The organism is Leptothermofonsia sp. ETS-13 (assembly GCF_049200465.1).
In the GTDB taxonomy this organism is placed as follows: domain Bacteria; phylum Cyanobacteriota; class Cyanobacteriia; order Leptolyngbyales; family Leptolyngbyaceae; genus Leptothermofonsia.
The window spans coordinates 2,438,564-2,454,927 of sequence record NZ_CP120836.1; the positions used below are offsets into that span (position 1 = coordinate 2,438,564).

Consider the following 16,364-nt stretch of genomic DNA (forward strand, 5'->3'; position numbering starts at 1 on the left):
AAACCTCGGAGGTTTAACCACCAATGCGGGTCATGAGGTGTAGTTTTAGGTTAAAACTTCCGAGGTTTGCGTAAGCCCTGTAGCAAATAGGATTACTCATGAAGTCTTGTGCTGAGAGTGAGGAAGCGTTTGAATGACGGCGACTTTAAAGGATTTTGAAAAACCCATCCCCGAAAGTGCCCCTGGAAAACCCCGTTACATTCCGGTTAATCATCGCCGAATTCTTTGCGTATTTCCAAAATACAGTCCTTCCTTTGGTACTTTTAATAACGCCTATCCGCTCCTGGGTCGAGTAAAAGCATTTATGCCCCCTCAGGGAATTCTAGTGGCAGCGGCCTACTTGCCACAGGAGTGGGAAGTGCGGTTTGTGGATGAAAACATTCGCCCTGCGAAACCGGCTGAATACCGCTGGGCTGACGCTGTGATTGTCAGCGGAATGCACATCCAGCGTCCCCAAATCAACCGCATCAACGAAATGGCACACCGCTATGGGAAACTGACAGCGCTTGGAGGGCCTTCGGTTTCTGGTTGTCCTGAATACTACCCGGATTTTGACCTGCTTCATATTGGTGAACTGGGCGACGCGATGGATCGAATGATTGAGTACATCGACCTGCACTCGGAACGTCCTGCCCAGCAAATTCGCTTTGAGACGCAGGAGCGGTTACCGCTAAATGAGTTTCCAATTCCGGCGTACCACCTGATTGACCTGGATAAGTATTTCATTGGCAACGTGCAGTATTCCAGTGGATGCCCCTATCGCTGCGAGTTCTGTGATATTCCTGAACTCTATGGCCGCAACCCCCGCTTAAAGGAACCGGAGCAAATCATCGCTGAACTGGATGCCATGCTGGCTTCGGGAAACTTGCGTGCAGTGTATTTTGTGGATGACAACTTTGTGGGCGATCGCCGCGCCGCCCTGAAACTCCTGCCGTATTTGATTGACTGGCAAAAGCGGAACGGTTATCCCGTTCAATTTGCCTGCGAAGCCACCCTCAACCTGGCACAGAACAAAGAACTGCTGGAAATGATGCGGGAAGCTTACTTCTGCACAGTTTTCTGCGGTATCGAAACGCCCGACAAAGATGCCCTCAAATCCATTTCCAAACAGCAGAATCTCATGGGTGGCATGTCCATTCTGGATGCAATTAAGACTCTCAACAGCTATGGCATGGAAGTGGTATCTGGCATCATCATGGGGCTGGACACCGATACCCCGGATACGGGCGATCGCATCCTGGAGTTCATTCGCCTTTCCCAGATCCCCATGCTCACCATCAACCTGCTCCACGCACTGCCCAAAACTCCCCTCTGGCGCAGACTGGAAGCTGAAGGGCGACTCAACTTTAACGAAAGCCGGGACTCCAACGTTGAATTTCTGCTTCCCTATGAGCAGGTAGTGGAAATGTGGCGGAAAGTCATCACCACGGCCTACGAACCAGAATTTCTCTATGAGCGGTTTGCCTACAACATGCAACACACCTATCCCAACCGGATCAAGCCACCCCTGAGCCCGGCGCGAGTATCGAAGAAAAATATTCGCAAGGGGTTGTGGATTCTGGGCAACCTGATTATCCGAATTGGGATTTTCAGCAACTACCGCAAGACCTTCTGGAAGATGGCAGGCCCCAAGCTCAAAGCAGGCAAGATCGAGAACCTGATTCACATTGGTTTAGTGAGTCATCACCTGATTACCTTCGCCCAGGAATGTGCCCAGGGCAAGCAATCTGCCTCCTTTTACTCCCAGAGAATTCGAGCCCCTCTCGGTTCCCGTATGAAAGCGATGTTTGCTCGCTAGCAGTAGCCACAAGGGGGAGTTGTAGTTCTTAACACAAGGGGGAGTTGTAGTTCTTAAGTTGTTAGAGGGGAGTGGATGGGTGGATCTGAACCTCTTCCTTAAGGGGCATCCACTCCAGGCATCAAAACGGTATGATTCCGGTTTGCATTTGACTGGGGCGTAGAACTGATTCAGAACTCTCGTACCGCGCAATCAAGGTGTCTCAATAATGACTTCAACCAAATTTGATCTGAAGGGCAAGCGTATTCTAGTAACGGGTGGTTCGGGGTTTCTGGGGAAACAGGTGGTCAAGCAACTGTGCCTGGCTGGAGCAGACCTGGAAAAAATTACAGTGCCGCGATCGCACCAGTGCGACTTGCGTGTGATGGCAAACTGCCAGCGCGCTGTTGACCAGCAAGACCTTGTCATCCACCTCGCTGCCCATGTCGGCGGCATTGGCCTCAACCGCGAAAAACCCGCCGAACTGTTCTACGACAACCTGATGATGGGCGCTCAACTGATCCATGCCGCCTATGAAGCGGGCGTGCAAAAATTCGTCTGCGTCGGCACCATCTGCGCCTATCCCAAATTCACGCCCGTTCCGTTCAAAGAAGAAGACCTGTGGAACGGTTATCCCGAAGAAACTAATGCGCCCTACGGCATCGCCAAGAAAGCCCTACTGGTGCAACTCCAGTCCTATCGGCAGCAGTATGGGTTTGATGGCATTTATTTATTGCCGGTGAACCTGTATGGCCCGGAAGACAACTTCGACCCCCGCAGTTCTCATGTAATTCCGGCCTTAATTCGCAAGGTCTACGAAGCCCAGCAAAGGGGAGAACGGCAAATTCCAGTATGGGGGGATGGTAGTCCGAGCCGCGAGTTTCTATATGTCGATGATGCGGCGCGAGGGATTGTGATGGGTGCGCAATCATACAGCAGTGCAGAGCCAGTGAATCTGGGAACCGGGTATGAGATTTCGATTCGAGACTTGGTGCACTTGATTTGCGAGCTGATGGAGTTTGAAGGAGAGATTGTCTGGGAAGTGGACAAGCCGAATGGACAGCCTCGTCGTTGCCTCGACACTGAGCGAGCAAAGCAGGGATTTGGTTTCGTAGCTCAGACCGAACTTAGAGAAGGGCTAAGGAACACCATCGAGTGGTATCGGCAGTATGGATAGTTGTTATAGCTATAGCCACCAGGCTGAGGACGGGGTGTGAGGGGTGGATGTCTATCCCCACTCTCCACGAACAACCAATACCTGACAGCTAATCCTCTCCCAAAAACTTGCTTGAGTGTTGCAATGCCCACTCCACCTGGCTCAAAATGCCCCTCAGCATGGCCACTTCTGTAGTAGATGGCAGTGCCCGGCTAAACAATCGTCGAAACTTCTTCATGCGGCTGTCCGCTGTGTGAGGGTAGAGATATCCAACCTTGAGCAACAGTGTCTCTAGTTGCTGATAATACGCTTCCAGAGCTTCAAAAGTGGCAGGAGTGGCAGGAGTGAAATCGGAACCCTCTGGGAGTGAGGGATCTTTGCTTTCAACCAGTTGATAAAGCTCATAGCAGCAAATTGCTGTCGCCTGGGCCAGGTTGAGCGAAGGATAGGCAGGATTGGAAGGAATGGAAAGGAAGCGCTGGGCATAATTCAGTTCAGCATTGTTTAAGCCCCTATCCTCTGGGCCAAAGATGAGAGCAGCTTCGCTCTGCCGGGCAATGTCCACTAACCAGGGCAGAGCGACCCTGGGGTGCTCCAAGGGAGCGGGCAGGGTGCGAGTCCGGGCTGTGGTTGCGATCGCCCCCTGACATTGCGTCAACCCCTCTGGCAACGTCCTTACCACCTTCGCCGCCTCCAGAACATCCTGAGCATGAACCGCCATTTGCCGCGCTTCGTCCCCCAGGTAGTCACAGTGAGGGTTCACCAGCACCAACTGGCAAAGCCCCATGTTCTTCATCACCCGGGCAATTGACCCAACATTTAAAGCCCCTGCTGGCTCCACCAACACTATCCGGATATTTGCTAACGTGGCTTCCAACATTTTGCCCTTGTTAAGTTTTATGATGTCTAGGGAGTTGACTTATACAGCGATCCTATTTGGATCGTGAGGCAGAGTTCAGCAGGAACTTCTTCTTACAATCCCTCTCCGTCTCACAACTGATTTAGGACTGCTAGATTTAGGACTGCTAGATGTTATGGGGCGTGCTCGATCAAAATCCGACCTGCCAACCAAAATTTGTCTGGTTTGCGATCGCCCCTTTGCCTGGCGCAAAAAGTGGGAAAATTGCTGGGATGACGTGAAATATTGCTCTGAGCGCTGCCGTCGTCGGCGATCGCAAACAAAAAGAGGTTCCCAATAATGCCAAGTGACCCGGTGCAACCTAAACTCATTATTCACGGTGGAGCAGGCAGTTCTCTCAAAGGGAAGGGCGGCGTCGATGCAGTGCGGAAGTCCCTTTACGCCGTGATTGAAGAGGTCTATGCCCTGCTGCTGGCCGGGGCAACTGCCAGAGAAGCGGTAGTGCGTGGTTGCCAGCTTTTGGAAGACGATCCGCGCTTTAATGCCGGTACAGGTTCTGTGCTTCAATCGGATGGGCAGATCCGTATGAGTGCCTCATTAATGGATGGCACTGCTCAGCGATTTAGTGGGGTCATCAACGTATCGCGGGTGAGAAACCCAATTGAGCTGGCACTGACCCTTCAAGACTCCGACGATCGCATCCTGTCTGACCACGGAGCCGCCGAACTCCTGCGCGAGTTGCAAATTCCCACCTACGACCCCCTCACCGAAATTCGTTTACGAGAATGGATGCTGGAACGGGCTGGCAACTTCACCAAAGAGATGGCCGGAGTGGTGGCCGAGCGCGAACTGGTAGGAGACAATGCTGGACACGGCACTATTGGTGTCGTCGTCCTGGATAGTAAAGGGCAAATTGCTGTTGGCACCTCAACCGGCGGCAAGGGATTTGAGCGCATCGGGCGGGTCAGCGACTCGGCTATGCCCGCCGGAAACTACGCCATGCCGCAGGCAGCGGTAAGCTGCACTGGAATTGGGGAAGATATCATTGATGAGTGTCTGGCACCCCGGATCGTGATTCGAGTCGCCGATGGGTTGCCCCTTCAATTGGCGTTTCAACGCTCCTTTGAGGAGGCCCACCAGAATAGACGAGACCTGGGCGCGATTGGCATTGACCAGACGGGGGCGATCGCCTGGGGCAAAACCAGCGAAGTCCTGCTGGCAGCTTACCACACAGGCGAAAAGGTAGGAGATACCCTGGACTGGCAGGGAGAGCAGCTAGTGGCAGGTATCGCAGGAGATAGGAGCTAGAGAAAGTGAAGAGTGAGGGCGAAGAAGTGATGGAGTGATAAAGACAACCATCTACCCATCCACCCATTCACTCATCCATCAATGGTCAGGAGTTACATTAATTACGCCAAAGGCGACTAGTGTTTGCAACGCTAGTAGGTTTCCACGTGCCAGCGACCAGCTTTCTTCATTTCCCGTTGGAACTCTTTCCAATCCACGCCAAACTTTTGAGCCTCCTTAGTAAAGGCTTCGTCGATACCATCCTCCATTCCCTTCAGACCGCAAATATAGGTGTGGGTCTTCTCATTCTGGAGCAGTTGCCAGAGTTCAGCAGCATGTTCTGCCACTCGATGTTGAATATACATCTTGCCACCCTCCGCATTCTTTTGCTCGCGGCTAATGGCATAAGTCAGGCGGAAGTTGTTAGGATACTTCGCCTGCAGCTCTTCCAACTCTTCCTTATAGAGGATATTGGGCGTTGTTGCCACCCCAAAGATTAACCATGCCAGCCCCCTGAACTGGTACTCCGGGTTCAACGCCCGTTCACCATCCTTAAACATCCGCCACAGGTAGGCCCGGAAGGGAGCAATCCCGGTACCCGTCGCCAGCATGATGATGTTAGCGTCCTCATCATCCGGCAACAACATTTCCTTACCCGTTGGTCCCGTAATCTTGACCTCATCGCCGGGTTTCAGGTTGCAAATATAGGTAGAGCAGACCCCATAAACTGTTTCGCCCGTTTCCGGATGCTTATACTCCAACTGGCGCACACAGAGCGACACCGTTTTATCGTCCAGGTCATCTCCATGACGGGTTGAGCCGATCGAATAGAGGCGTAGCTTCTCAGGTTTACCATTTTTGTCTACACCGGGAGGAATAATTCCAATACTTTGACCTTCCAGGTAACGCAGATCTCCACCCGAAATGTCGAACTTGACATGTTGACAGATACCAATACCGCCTGGTTTGACCAGCGGCTCATTCGAAATGACTCGGCCAATAAAAGGATTGTTAGGACGGTAAATGTTCACCGGAACATCAGTCTTTGCCTTTGCTTGAGTCATGGGTCTCTTCTCTTCTTGTGCTGGATTACCCTGTCCAGTCTCTAATCTACCCCCCCCAGCTTTCTGTTCCGGGATAACGTTCCCATTCATTTCAGAATTCAAAGGCTGAATATTGACAATCCTTCCACCTAGCCGAGTGATTCGCCGCATAAACTCGTTCATGCGGTTGTAAGGCACTGTGATGAAGACGCTGCCACTTGAACGAATAGGATAGCTGGTTTTGTCAGTTTCCAAACTCTGACGCAGACCGACTACTTCGTAGAGGTACACGCGATTACCTGAAAGTGTGTTGGCGGCACCACCCGATGCGCTTGAACTATACATGTGCTCAAAGTCTCCGAACCTAACCTAGATTTACATCGCCCGGTTCTCCCGGTTTGCTGGTGAAAGATAACTTACGCTACTTTTTCAGTCCAAACAAAATCTTTGGGATACTGATTTCGTTTTGGTGATAAGCGAGGCCAATCACCAAGCTCTCAGGAGAGTCTATCGCCCCTGAACTACAGCTTACAAAAGAAGCTGGACAAGACATCCACGAAATGTCAGGATTGTGACAATTTTAGGCTGTTTCCGGGGGCGATCGCGCACAAGAATTCTGAATCACTCCCGTTGGCAATTCCAAATCAAGCCTTGTAAGGATGATCCCGTTTTTGGTAAGATCTCGTCAATGGTAGTAGTAAATACTTACCGGAACAACCGGGGTTCTTCCTGAGCAACAAAGGGCAGATTTCTTGCAGTAAACTACATTGGCATGGTTAGAGTTGTCTCCAGAATTCAATCTGGTAGAACATAAAAGTAATTATCTGTTCCTGCTTTGGTTGACTCCGCTCTTGAGTTTGCTGCGTGGGAGCTTACAGTCTTGGGAGATGTGTGGAGTCCTGACCAAGGGCACTGCCTCTTGAACCGACGAGATAGCCCGTAGACCGCAGATTTAGCTTACTTTCAGACACAGTTAGCCGTTATCTTTTTTTGTTTAGAGGAAACCTATGACCAGTAAGCCAGACCGCGTGGTTCTGATTGGCGTCGCCGGAGACTCCGGGTGCGGCAAATCCACTTTTTTGCGTCGAATTTCAGATCTCTTTGGGGAAGAACTTGTTACTGTTATTTGCCTGGATGATTACCACAGCCTGGATCGCAAACAGCGCAAAGAGCAGGGTGTCACCGCCTTAAACCCCAAAGCCAACAACTTTGATCTGATGTATGAGCAGATCAAAGCATTGAAGAGTGGCGAAACCATTAACAAGCCCATCTATAACCACGAGACTGGTAAAATCGACCCGCCTGAATTGGTTGAACCTAACCACATTGTTGTCATTGAGGGCTTACATCCCCTGTATGATGAGCGGGTCCGCAGCTTGCTGGATTTCAGCGTTTACCTTGACATCAGCGATGAGGTCAAAATTGCCTGGAAGATCCAGCGTGACATGGCTGAGCGGGGCCATACCTATGAAGATGTGTTAGCTGCCATTAATTCTCGGAAACCAGACTTTAAAGCCTATATTGATCCCCAGAAAGAATTTGCGGATGTTGTGCTTCAAGTCCTCCCAACCCAATTGATTAAGGACGACACTGAGCGCAAAGTACTGCGGGTGCAGATGATTCAGCGCGATGAAGTAGAAGGCTTTGAGCCAGCTTATCTATTTGACGAAGGTTCAACCATTGACTGGATTCCCTGTGGTCGTAAACTGACCTGCTCCTATCCCGGCATTAAGATGCACTACGGACCCGACACCTACTATGGTCACAGTGTCTCAGTACTGGAAGTAGACGGTCAGTTTGACAAGCTTGAAGAGGTGATTTACATCGAACAGCACCTGAGCAAAACCTCCGCCAAGTATATGGGTGAACTGACTGAGCTATTGCTGCAACACCGGGAATATCCGGGCTCCAATAATGGAACGGGGCTATTTCAGGTGTTGACTGGGTTGAAGATGCGGGCGACTTACGAGCGCCTGACGGCGAAGGAAGTAAAAGTCGCCGCTAGAGTCTAGTGTGGCAAATACTGAATCTTGCGAAATGGGGGTTTGGGGGCTTCGCCCCTATGCAGGGGTTCCACCCCTGCACCTCCAATAAAACTTTCGTTTTACTGTACTAGCCCTTCCCCAGTGGAGTGATGGAGAGATACGATCGCACCCCCTTGCTTCAAGCACTGTGACCTGCCCTTTCTTCGAATTTGCTTTCTGGGAAGGGGCATTTGCATTATAATATTTGCTTAAGATTTGAATCCAAATTTGAATCTAAAAGATTAGGCAGAGGTGAGCCCTGGCACCTCTGCTCTCCAGATATGAAGCCAGATTTGAAATTTGAAGGTAATTGCTATGACTGCTAACAGCACAGCCAAAGCAAACGGTCGCAGTAGGAGTAAGAGCAGCTCTCAACCTTCCCCAGAGGCAGCAGGCGCAAATACTGAGGCACAAGCAGAAAGCGCTGAAGTTCCAACAATGGTGGATCGTTCAGAGGAAAGCGAGGAAGACAATATGGCTACAGATAACGTGGTTAAAATTACAGCTCGTCCAGTTCAGGGAGAAGCGGGTCAAAAAGAAGGGGCAATTCAGCTTCGCCAGCCCTCTCTGACAGTTTGGAATCGTCCTGTAATGCCCAGTGAGGTTGAAGTGGTTGATACAATTACGGTTGCCGGTGTCCGTCCCATTGCAGCTAGCCATTTGCAGGTTTATGCTTCTTACCTGAATGGCCGCCCGATCGTCGCCAGCAATCTAAAGGTTGCGGAATTGCTTCCTGGCGATCGCCCAATTTTCGAGAGCGACTTCCGCGTCGTTGAAGGAGCCATCCTTCCCGGCGATCGCCCAATTATGGCTAGCGATCCCAAACTTCTGTCTGCTTCCCGTCTGCCCGGCAATCGACCTATCGCTTCCAATGAGATCGACGATGCTGCTACTCTGATGGGCTTTATCGACTAAGACTGCGGCTGGCAAACCAACATCTACTCAGAGAAACGGCCCTAAATCAGGGGAGGGCGATTGCTCTCTCCTGATATTTTGCTGTTCAGTAAAACTGTAAATTTCTGCTAAATTGCAGACTTATTTTCTATTCTGTAAAATATAATACAGAAAGAAAACAAATCGTTCATCTTTTTCCTGGAAAAATTGGAAGAAGACGGAAGTAGGGAGCTATCCCGAAGGAACGCGCCTCATTTCTCTAGACGATACTCTCTAGACGATCCGATATCGATTCGAAATTCAAAAATCGAAATTCAAAAAGAGGCGAAAACTATGAAACTGATTTACCGTGGAGTCACCTACGATTACACTCCTGATAGAGCTCAAACCCAGGCTGCAGCTGAAACAGTCGCTCACGAAGCTCACCGAACCTATAACTTGAGGTATCGCGGTGCAACCTATGCGCTGAATCCTGAAGAAACGACTAGGCAATCGATCTTTCATCCGATTGCAAGGCTCATGTATCGGGGTGCAGCTTACTCCCTTAATGGATAATAAAAGCCAAAGAATTCAGATTCTGATTGAGTAGAAAGCGGTGCGAGGCTCATGGCTCGTGCCGTTTTTCTTCAGGTATGAGTAGACACAATGAACTGCCTATGGCACTACGAAATAAAAAAGAGAGTCACGGGAATTAAGGGCTCTATTTCAAGTCAGGTAGCCATAATTAACGGTGATCAGGGGGAATGGGGTTGCGCCTCAGCCAGAGTTCCACCTGCACCCCGTCGTAAACCGGTAGCTATATAGCGATCGTATTTGGATTGTGAGAAAAAATTCCTGTGGAATTCTTTCTCACAAAGCCTCTCTATCTCACGACTGATTTAGGACTGCTACAGCTATAAATGAATATTATTAACCTTCCATAATCAAATTTGTCGAACCACCTGGAATTCCGCGTGTAACATGGCTTTCAGCAACATGAAAATGGGAGGGGTTTTCCAGCATGTCCAGTAATTGGAAGTACTACGCCGCTACACGTCCCAGAACACTTTTCCACCATTCGCCGCAACGGTTTAACAGTCGGTTTTCGATCGCCCGCATTGGGCTGGGAAGCAGCCTGGCGATCGTCGTATTGGTGCTAGGGGCCTTACCCAGCCACCCCCAGGGAATCCCGAATCAACCTTCCATATCAGTTCCGCCACCTCCCCCCATTCCAGATTCCCAACCACCGCTAGCCCCGACTCCTTTTCAGCGAGAAGCCATCTTCCAGGCACCTGCTGGTACCCAAGGAATGAATGCAGCGCGGTATGTGGTCTATGTAAATGGAGATAGCCCCTATCTGCTGCAACAGGTGCAAACCGTTGAACCGAGGGCCTTTGTCGAACAGTACCAGGGGCGACCTGTCATCCAGGTTGGCACCTACAGTGATGAAGCAATCGCCCGGCAGCAAGTTGAAACCCTACGGATGCAGGGGATTACCGCTGAAATGGGTTACAACAGTATGGCCTATCCTCCTGCTTCGTCCTCCAGCCAAAGCAGCCCTTACGTGGTGATTGTTCCTGGCAGGCAGGAAAATCTGGAAAATTTGGCCCAGCAAGCAATGCGGCTTGGCATCCGACGGGAATCAGTTCAGATAAAAGATGCCCCCCTGGGCTGGCATCTGGAAATTGGTCCCTTTAGGGATTACCGTGAGGCAAAGGAGGTTGATCAGTACCTCCGGCGTGGGGGCATGGATTCAAGGGTGTATTACAGTCGGTAAAGAGGGAGAGGCGAGTGGTCTGTCACAACTTATTTTGTGAGTTTTCAACTCACAAATAACCACACTAACTCAATCCAGGACGCAAAATTAATACTGACAAACCACTAGTGTTGCAAACACTAAATTTTGCAACGTGGGGGAGTGGGGGCTTCGCCCCCAGAAGGGAGTTTCACCTCCTTCACCCCCTTCAAAACTTTTGTTTTAATCGACTAGAGCTAAGAGAAATGATGGCGAGCTACTTTGAGATTCAGTAAGCGACGAAACCAACAGATTCAGCAGTTTGTTGTAACGGCTGATGAGATGCGGCAAATTGAAGAACGGGTATTTGCCGCAGGGATGCCTATTGCTGCGCTGATGGAGAAAGTAGCAGGTCTGATTGCTCGTCGTCTGGAGGCTATTGGCTCCTATGCAGCGGGGAAACGGGTAGGAGTACTGGTCGGACCAGGACATAATGGCGGCGATGCCCTGGTGGTTGCACGGGAGCTTCACTTCCGTGGATGTGAGGTGCTGGCTTACTGTCCGTTCTCTAAGCTGAAGGAGTTAACCGGACAACACCAGCGGTTTTGCGCCAGTTTGGGTATTCCTTTTGTGGAAGGGGTTGAAACGCTCCAGCATTGTGATGGGCTGATTGATGGCTTGTTTGGGTTCGGGCTGGAGCGATCGCTGACTGATGATCTGGCATCCCTGGTCAATCAGGTCAACGCATGGCCTCAACCAATTGTCAGTATTGATCTGCCTTCTGGCTTACATACCGATACGGGAGCCGTACTGGGTACAGCAATTCGGGCCACGCATACACTTTGCCTGGGATTGTGGAAACTGGGGTTGTTGCAAGACCCGGCCCTGGAATACATAGGAGAAGCCGAGCTGATTGATTTTGATCTTCCCCTGGCAGACATTTTGACCGTGCTGGGGGACTCTCCCAAATTACAGCGGATTACCCCAGAAATGGCGATCGCCCACCTGCCACTGAACCGCCCTCCCGCTACCCACAAGTACAAGGTGGGGCATTTGCTGCTAGTCTGTGGTTCTCGTCGCTATGCAGGTGGAGCTGTGCTGACGGGGTTGGGAGCCCGTGCCAGTGGAGTGGGAATGCTGTCGATTGCGGTTCCAGCCACACTTAAACCAATTCTGACGGCTCAAATCCCCGATGCGCTGGTACTGGATTGCCCAGAAACAGAGGCGGGAGCGATCGCCCATCTGCCGGACGGAATTGACTTGAGTACTTATCAGGCGATCGCCGCCGGACCTGGATTAACAACAGAAGCAACCCCTGTAGTGCAGCAAATTTTGGCAAGCGATTGCCCCCTGGTTCTGGATGCCGACGGTCTCAATATTCTGGCAACCCAGGGAACCGTTTCAACCCTACAGAAACGGCAAGCTCCCACCGTTCTCACTCCCCACCTGGGAGAATTCAGGCGACTCTTTCCCGAACTGGGTGCTGCCATGGATTGTCGGGTTACAGCCGCCAGAGCCGCCGCCGCGCAAAGCAGGGCGGTAGTCTTATTGAAGGGGGCACGCATCGCTATCGCCGACTCCACCGGCGTTGTTCGAATCAATCCAAATAGCACGCCAGCCCTAGCGCGGGGTGGTAGTGGAGATGTGCTGACCGGGTTGCTGGGCGGGCTGTTGGCACAAACGACTTCAGACCCTGCCGCCATCATTGATACGGTTCAGGCAGCGGCCTGGTGGCATTCCCAGGCAGGTATACAGGCAGCGCAGGAACGCACCATCTTAGGGGTTGATGCCTTTACTCTGGCCCACTATCTGCTTCCAGCTCTGCGACAAATGATTACCCCCGGTGAAATTTTTGTTGATGCCGCCGTATACCGCCAGTAAGATGCTCTTCATGGAAAAACCCTTCACCATTACCTTCCCCACAGGGGCAACCGCTGAAGTCGTGCAAGTTGACCAATCGGTTGACCTGCAAGTATTGGTGCGCGAAATGGGGTTGGAGCGGCGTCATCCCGTTCTGGTTGTAATTGGCGGTGCTAGTAAGCTCAGTCAGGCGGACTTCAATCGTGTGCGCCGCTTATTTACAGAAGTCCTGGCACCCCTGGCAGAGAAATGGCAGGCGACCGTAATTGACGGGGGAACTGATGCCGGAGTGATGCGCCTGATGGGACAGGCCCGGATGGAAGAGAGTGGCACGTTTCCACTGGTGGGGGTTATCCCCATTGGTCTTGCCATCTTACCCGGCCAGAGCGCACCTTGCCCCGATGCGGCTCCATTAGAACCTAACCACACCCATTTTGTATTGATTCCAGGTTCAACCTGGGGAGATGAATCTGCCTGGATTGCCAATCTTGCCACCACCCTCAGCGATGCTGCCGACTCTGTGACCGTACTTATCAATGGGGGAGAGGTTTCCTGGATCGACGCTTCTCAAAGTATTCAATCCGAGCGATCGCTCATCGTGGTCGCCGGTAGTGGGCGCACAGCGGATGTGCTGGCAACAGCTCTGCGGGGAAACATTACCGATTCACGGGCTGAAGCCATTGTTGCCTCTGGCCTGGTACGGGCGATCGATCTGGATACTGGAGCCGATACTCTCGCCAAGATGATTGAAGAAATCTTTGCACCTAAACCATAATCTTCTTTCAGGGGATAAGCTTCTTAAAGACTGTTTCTGACTCCAGGGAGCCTTGAATGCCTACCGAACTCTCTGCTACCAACCAGCCTTCTCCAGCAAGCAGCCAGATTCTTGAAGATGCCTGGTTCCGCTTTGCGAAATATGACAAAAATGCCCTGATTACCCAGCGTCGATTCGTCCAGCAGCGTAAGTGGATCCTGGGTCTGGGAGTTGCTGCCACCACTCTCGCAGTTCTCTACTCCACCGTTGAGCGCTACCTGGCCCCGGACAACATCGGGTTTCCCGCCTGGATGGGAACCTGGTTCAGCAAACAGCAATTCCTGGATGCCTTCCACTTTGTTGTCATCGCCGTTCCCATCATTGTCACCGTATTGGTGGCTTTCTCCGAAAAGTTCAACATGGGCATTAGCTGGGTCATGTTGCGGAGTAGTGCGGAGGCGATTAAGAAGGAAATTTATCGTTACCGGATGCAGGTCGAAGAATACAATCCCTCTAATATCACCTCCTCTGAGACACGGGATGTGAGGCTAGCGAAGAAGATGAAGATCATCAGCAGGCGGTTGATGGAAACCACCGTGAATCAGACAGACCTGCTTCCCTACAAAGGAGAATTGCCCCCTCAATACAGCACGCCCAAGGGTGACAATGGTTTTGACAACATGACCGCAGAGCAGTATCTGCAATGGCGGATTGAAGACCAATTCGACTATTACCAGAAAAAGGCAGCCCGATTGGGTAAAGACCTGCGCCGTTTCCAACTATTAATTATTCTGCTCGGTGGAATTGGGGCCCTGCTAGCCGCGATTAATTTGAACATTTGGTTGGCGGTTAGCAATGCACTAGCGATCTCCCTCACCAGCTTTCTGGAATTCAAGCGGGTCGAATCGAATGTGATTTCATGTAATCTAGCAGCATCAGACCTTTACGATATTCGCATTTGGTGGCACGCTCTCTCCCCCGAAGCCAGAAAAAAACGGGCAAATGTTGAAACCTTAGTAAACAGTACTGAGGCAGTTTTACAAACCGAGAATGCAGGCTGGCTCCAGGAAATGCGAGAAGCCCTAGCAGAAATTTATAAGGAAAGGAAAGACACCCACAAACAACTGCCTGTCCTAGGAGACAGTATGGCTGCAACAACTCCAGCCACCAGCAATCCACCGCACCCAGAGTTCCAGCTACGATTTACCAGAAATACGGTGGTGCCGGAACCTGCCCTGGTCCCTGTCGTGCAATCAGACCTGGGGCAGGATGCACCCACCCCAGCCGAATCAGAAGCAAACAGTTCAGAATCTACTTTTGCAGAAGTCGATACCATGCCTGAACCAGGAGTTTTCACCGAACCATCTCCTGAAGTTGCATCGACTCCGGGGGAGCAGCCCATTGAGAGTGAGCCAGTTGGGTGATGGGGTGGTGGGGTATTCCCCTATTCCACTACTCCCTTACTCCCCACTCTTGCACTCTTCTACTTCATCACTCCATCACTCCGTTACTCCCTTACTCCCCCACCCTCCCACTCATCCACTCGTCTCTCCTCCTTACTTCCAGCCAGCCCGGTCCATAATTTTCAATGCTTCACCGTTGTTCTTACCATAAACGGCGGCATTGAGTTTGTCTTCCTTAAACTTGCCCAGGCTGGCCAGCACCGGGTCAAGCGCAACTTTCGCTAATACGGGATACTCATTGTTGCTACGGGCAAAAATTTCCTGTGCTTCGGGGCTCGCCAAATAATCCAGAAACTGGATGGCAGCTTCCCGATTGGGGGAAGTCTTGACAACTCCACCACCACTAATGTTGATGTGAGTCCCGCGATCCTTTTGATTTGGGAAAAACACCCCAATCTTAGAAGCCACTTCCTTATCTTCGGGCTTTTCCGATTTCATCAGTCGAACCACATAGTAATGATTCACAAATGTGACATCTGCCACTCCTGATGCCACTGCTTTGATTTGGGCCGTGTCGTTTCCTTCGGGTGGACGAGCAAAGTTGGCAACTATCCCCCTTGCCCATTCTTCCGTTTTTTGGGGACCATGGACAGCCAGAATTGAACCCGTCAGTGACTGGTTATACACATGGCTAGAAGTACGAGAGATCAAACGTCCTTTCCATTTTGGATTTGCCAGATCTTCATAGGTTGAGAGATCTGAAGGTTTTACCTTGTCTTTGTTATAGACGATGATGCGTGCCCTCTTCGTAAAGCCATACCAGTATCCCTGTGGCTCAGCCAGATTTGCCGGAATGGCTGTCTTCAAAACGTTGGACGAAATTGGCTGCAATAAACCAGCTTCTTGGGCCCGCCACAAACGGCCTGCGTCTACCGTAATCAATACATCAGCCGGGCTGTTACTTCCTTCACTCTTAATCCGCTCGATCAGCTTGTCTGCATCTGCTTCTACCAGGTTGACTTTAATCCCAGTCTTTTTGGTAAAGCTGTCATAGATTGCAGTGTCGGTGTCGTAGTGCCGGGCTGAATAGAGATTAACGACCCGGTTTGACTGAGCAAACCCTGCCCCAGGCTTTCTTAACTGATCAAACGCCACTGCTGCCATTGCTGCCCCAGAGGCGATAAAAACGCGTCTCGTAATTGTCATTTCCTTCAACCTTTTTCCTACATAGTCAGCCGTACAGAAAACCTTGATTGCTCAGCGCTAAAAAGAGTGCAGCAAAACCTGACCCTGCCGTTATCCTCCGTTAGGACCTGTTGCTCAACCCTCAGGTTTTCGGAATATGCTATTGAAATGCTTTATCAATAAGGAACTTATGACAAACCCGTACTCCTGTCAAGTTTTAAAGGTGGCGAATCCTTCAGATCTTCACTTCTTCAAATGTTGAAGAGGCTACTGCAAACGTCATAGTGTAGCAAACTGCCTGAATCATCACATTTTTTTGAGAAGAATTGTCAATCTATAGCAACCGTGCATCCCTCGTGAAGAGGGAGAGTGACGAAAGGCTTTCCCTGGCGGAAAACTCTTTCACAA

At 50.9% G+C, this 16,364-nt stretch carries 14 protein-coding genes and 1 riboswitch; of the genes, 11 read left to right on the forward strand and 3 right to left on the reverse strand.

What is annotated here, in order from left to right; genetic code table 11:
• Positions 1-133: 133 nt before the first annotated feature.
• Complete coding sequence (locus P4D80_RS10950; protein ID WP_421659177.1) at positions 134-1,798, forward strand: B12-binding domain-containing radical SAM protein; 1,665 nt, start codon at positions 134-136, stop codon at positions 1,796-1,798.
• A 208-nt stretch (positions 1,799-2,006) separates the two neighbouring features.
• The gene (locus P4D80_RS10955; RefSeq protein ID WP_421659178.1) at positions 2,007-2,954 is read left to right on the forward strand and encodes a GDP-L-fucose synthase family protein; all 948 of its coding nucleotides are present in this window, start codon (positions 2,007-2,009) and stop codon (positions 2,952-2,954) included.
• An 88-nt stretch (positions 2,955-3,042) separates the two neighbouring features.
• Here the strand turns inward: P4D80_RS10955 and P4D80_RS10960 are convergent, their stop codons facing one another.
• Positions 3,043-3,813 carry an RNA methyltransferase gene (locus P4D80_RS10960; RefSeq protein ID WP_421659179.1) on the reverse strand — a complete coding sequence of 257 codons (771 nt, stop codon included), beginning with the start codon at positions 3,811-3,813 and terminating at the stop codon, positions 3,043-3,045.
• 154 nt (positions 3,814-3,967) lie between these two features.
• Between P4D80_RS10960 and P4D80_RS10965 the strand changes: the two genes are divergently transcribed.
• Complete coding sequence (locus P4D80_RS10965; RefSeq protein ID WP_421659180.1) at positions 3,968-4,132, forward strand: DUF2256 domain-containing protein; 165 nt, start codon at positions 3,968-3,970, stop codon at positions 4,130-4,132.
• Positions 4,132-5,100, forward strand: coding sequence for an isoaspartyl peptidase/L-asparaginase (locus tag P4D80_RS10970; RefSeq protein WP_421659181.1), 969 nt, complete (start codon positions 4,132-4,134; stop codon positions 5,098-5,100). Before P4D80_RS10965 ends, P4D80_RS10970 begins: the two co-directional genes overlap by 1 nt.
• Positions 5,101-5,231: 131 nt before the next feature.
• Here P4D80_RS10970 and petH read toward each other — a convergent pair whose 3' ends face one another.
• Positions 5,232-6,467 (reverse strand): ferredoxin--NADP reductase, encoded by a 1,236-nt coding sequence (gene petH / locus P4D80_RS10975; protein WP_421659182.1) that lies wholly within the window; start codon positions 6,465-6,467, stop codon positions 5,232-5,234.
• A 662-nt stretch (positions 6,468-7,129) separates the two neighbouring features.
• Between petH and P4D80_RS10980 the strand changes: the two genes are divergently transcribed.
• The 7 genes from P4D80_RS10980 to P4D80_RS11010 all read left to right on the forward strand — a co-directional run bounded on the left by P4D80_RS10980 (position 7,130) and on the right by P4D80_RS11010 (position 14,792).
• A complete protein-coding gene (locus P4D80_RS10980) occupies positions 7,130-8,134 on the forward strand; it encodes a phosphoribulokinase (protein WP_421659184.1) in 1,005 nt (334 codons plus the stop codon).
• 327 nt (positions 8,135-8,461) lie between these two features.
• On the forward strand, positions 8,462-9,061 hold the full coding sequence (locus P4D80_RS10985; protein ID WP_421659185.1) for a hypothetical protein: 600 nt from the start codon (positions 8,462-8,464) through the stop codon (positions 9,059-9,061).
• A 161-nt stretch (positions 9,062-9,222) separates the two neighbouring features.
• Positions 9,223-9,291: riboswitch (Glutamine riboswitch) on the forward strand.
• 82 nt (positions 9,292-9,373) lie between these two features.
• Entirely contained in the window at positions 9,374-9,595 is a 222-nt protein-coding gene (locus P4D80_RS10990; protein WP_421659186.1) for a DUF4278 domain-containing protein, read from the forward strand.
• Between the two features lie 445 nt (positions 9,596-10,040).
• A complete protein-coding gene (locus P4D80_RS10995) occupies positions 10,041-10,796 on the forward strand; it encodes a hypothetical protein (RefSeq protein ID WP_421659187.1) in 756 nt (251 codons plus the stop codon).
• A gap of 240 nt (positions 10,797-11,036) precedes the next feature.
• Complete coding sequence (locus tag P4D80_RS11000) at positions 11,037-12,635, forward strand: NAD(P)H-hydrate dehydratase (RefSeq protein WP_421659188.1); 1,599 nt, start codon at positions 11,037-11,039, stop codon at positions 12,633-12,635.
• Between the two features lie 10 nt (positions 12,636-12,645).
• On the forward strand, positions 12,646-13,389 hold the full coding sequence (locus tag P4D80_RS11005; protein WP_421659189.1) for a hypothetical protein: 744 nt from the start codon (positions 12,646-12,648) through the stop codon (positions 13,387-13,389).
• Positions 13,390-13,445: 56 nt separating this feature from the next.
• On the forward strand, positions 13,446-14,792 hold the full coding sequence (locus P4D80_RS11010) for a DUF4231 domain-containing protein (protein WP_421659191.1): 1,347 nt from the start codon (positions 13,446-13,448) through the stop codon (positions 14,790-14,792).
• Between the two features lie 132 nt (positions 14,793-14,924).
• Here P4D80_RS11010 and P4D80_RS11015 read toward each other — a convergent pair whose 3' ends face one another.
• A complete protein-coding gene (locus P4D80_RS11015) occupies positions 14,925-15,977 on the reverse strand; it encodes a Fe(3+) ABC transporter substrate-binding protein (RefSeq protein ID WP_421659192.1) in 1,053 nt (350 codons plus the stop codon).
• Positions 15,978-16,364: the final 387 nt, after the last annotated feature.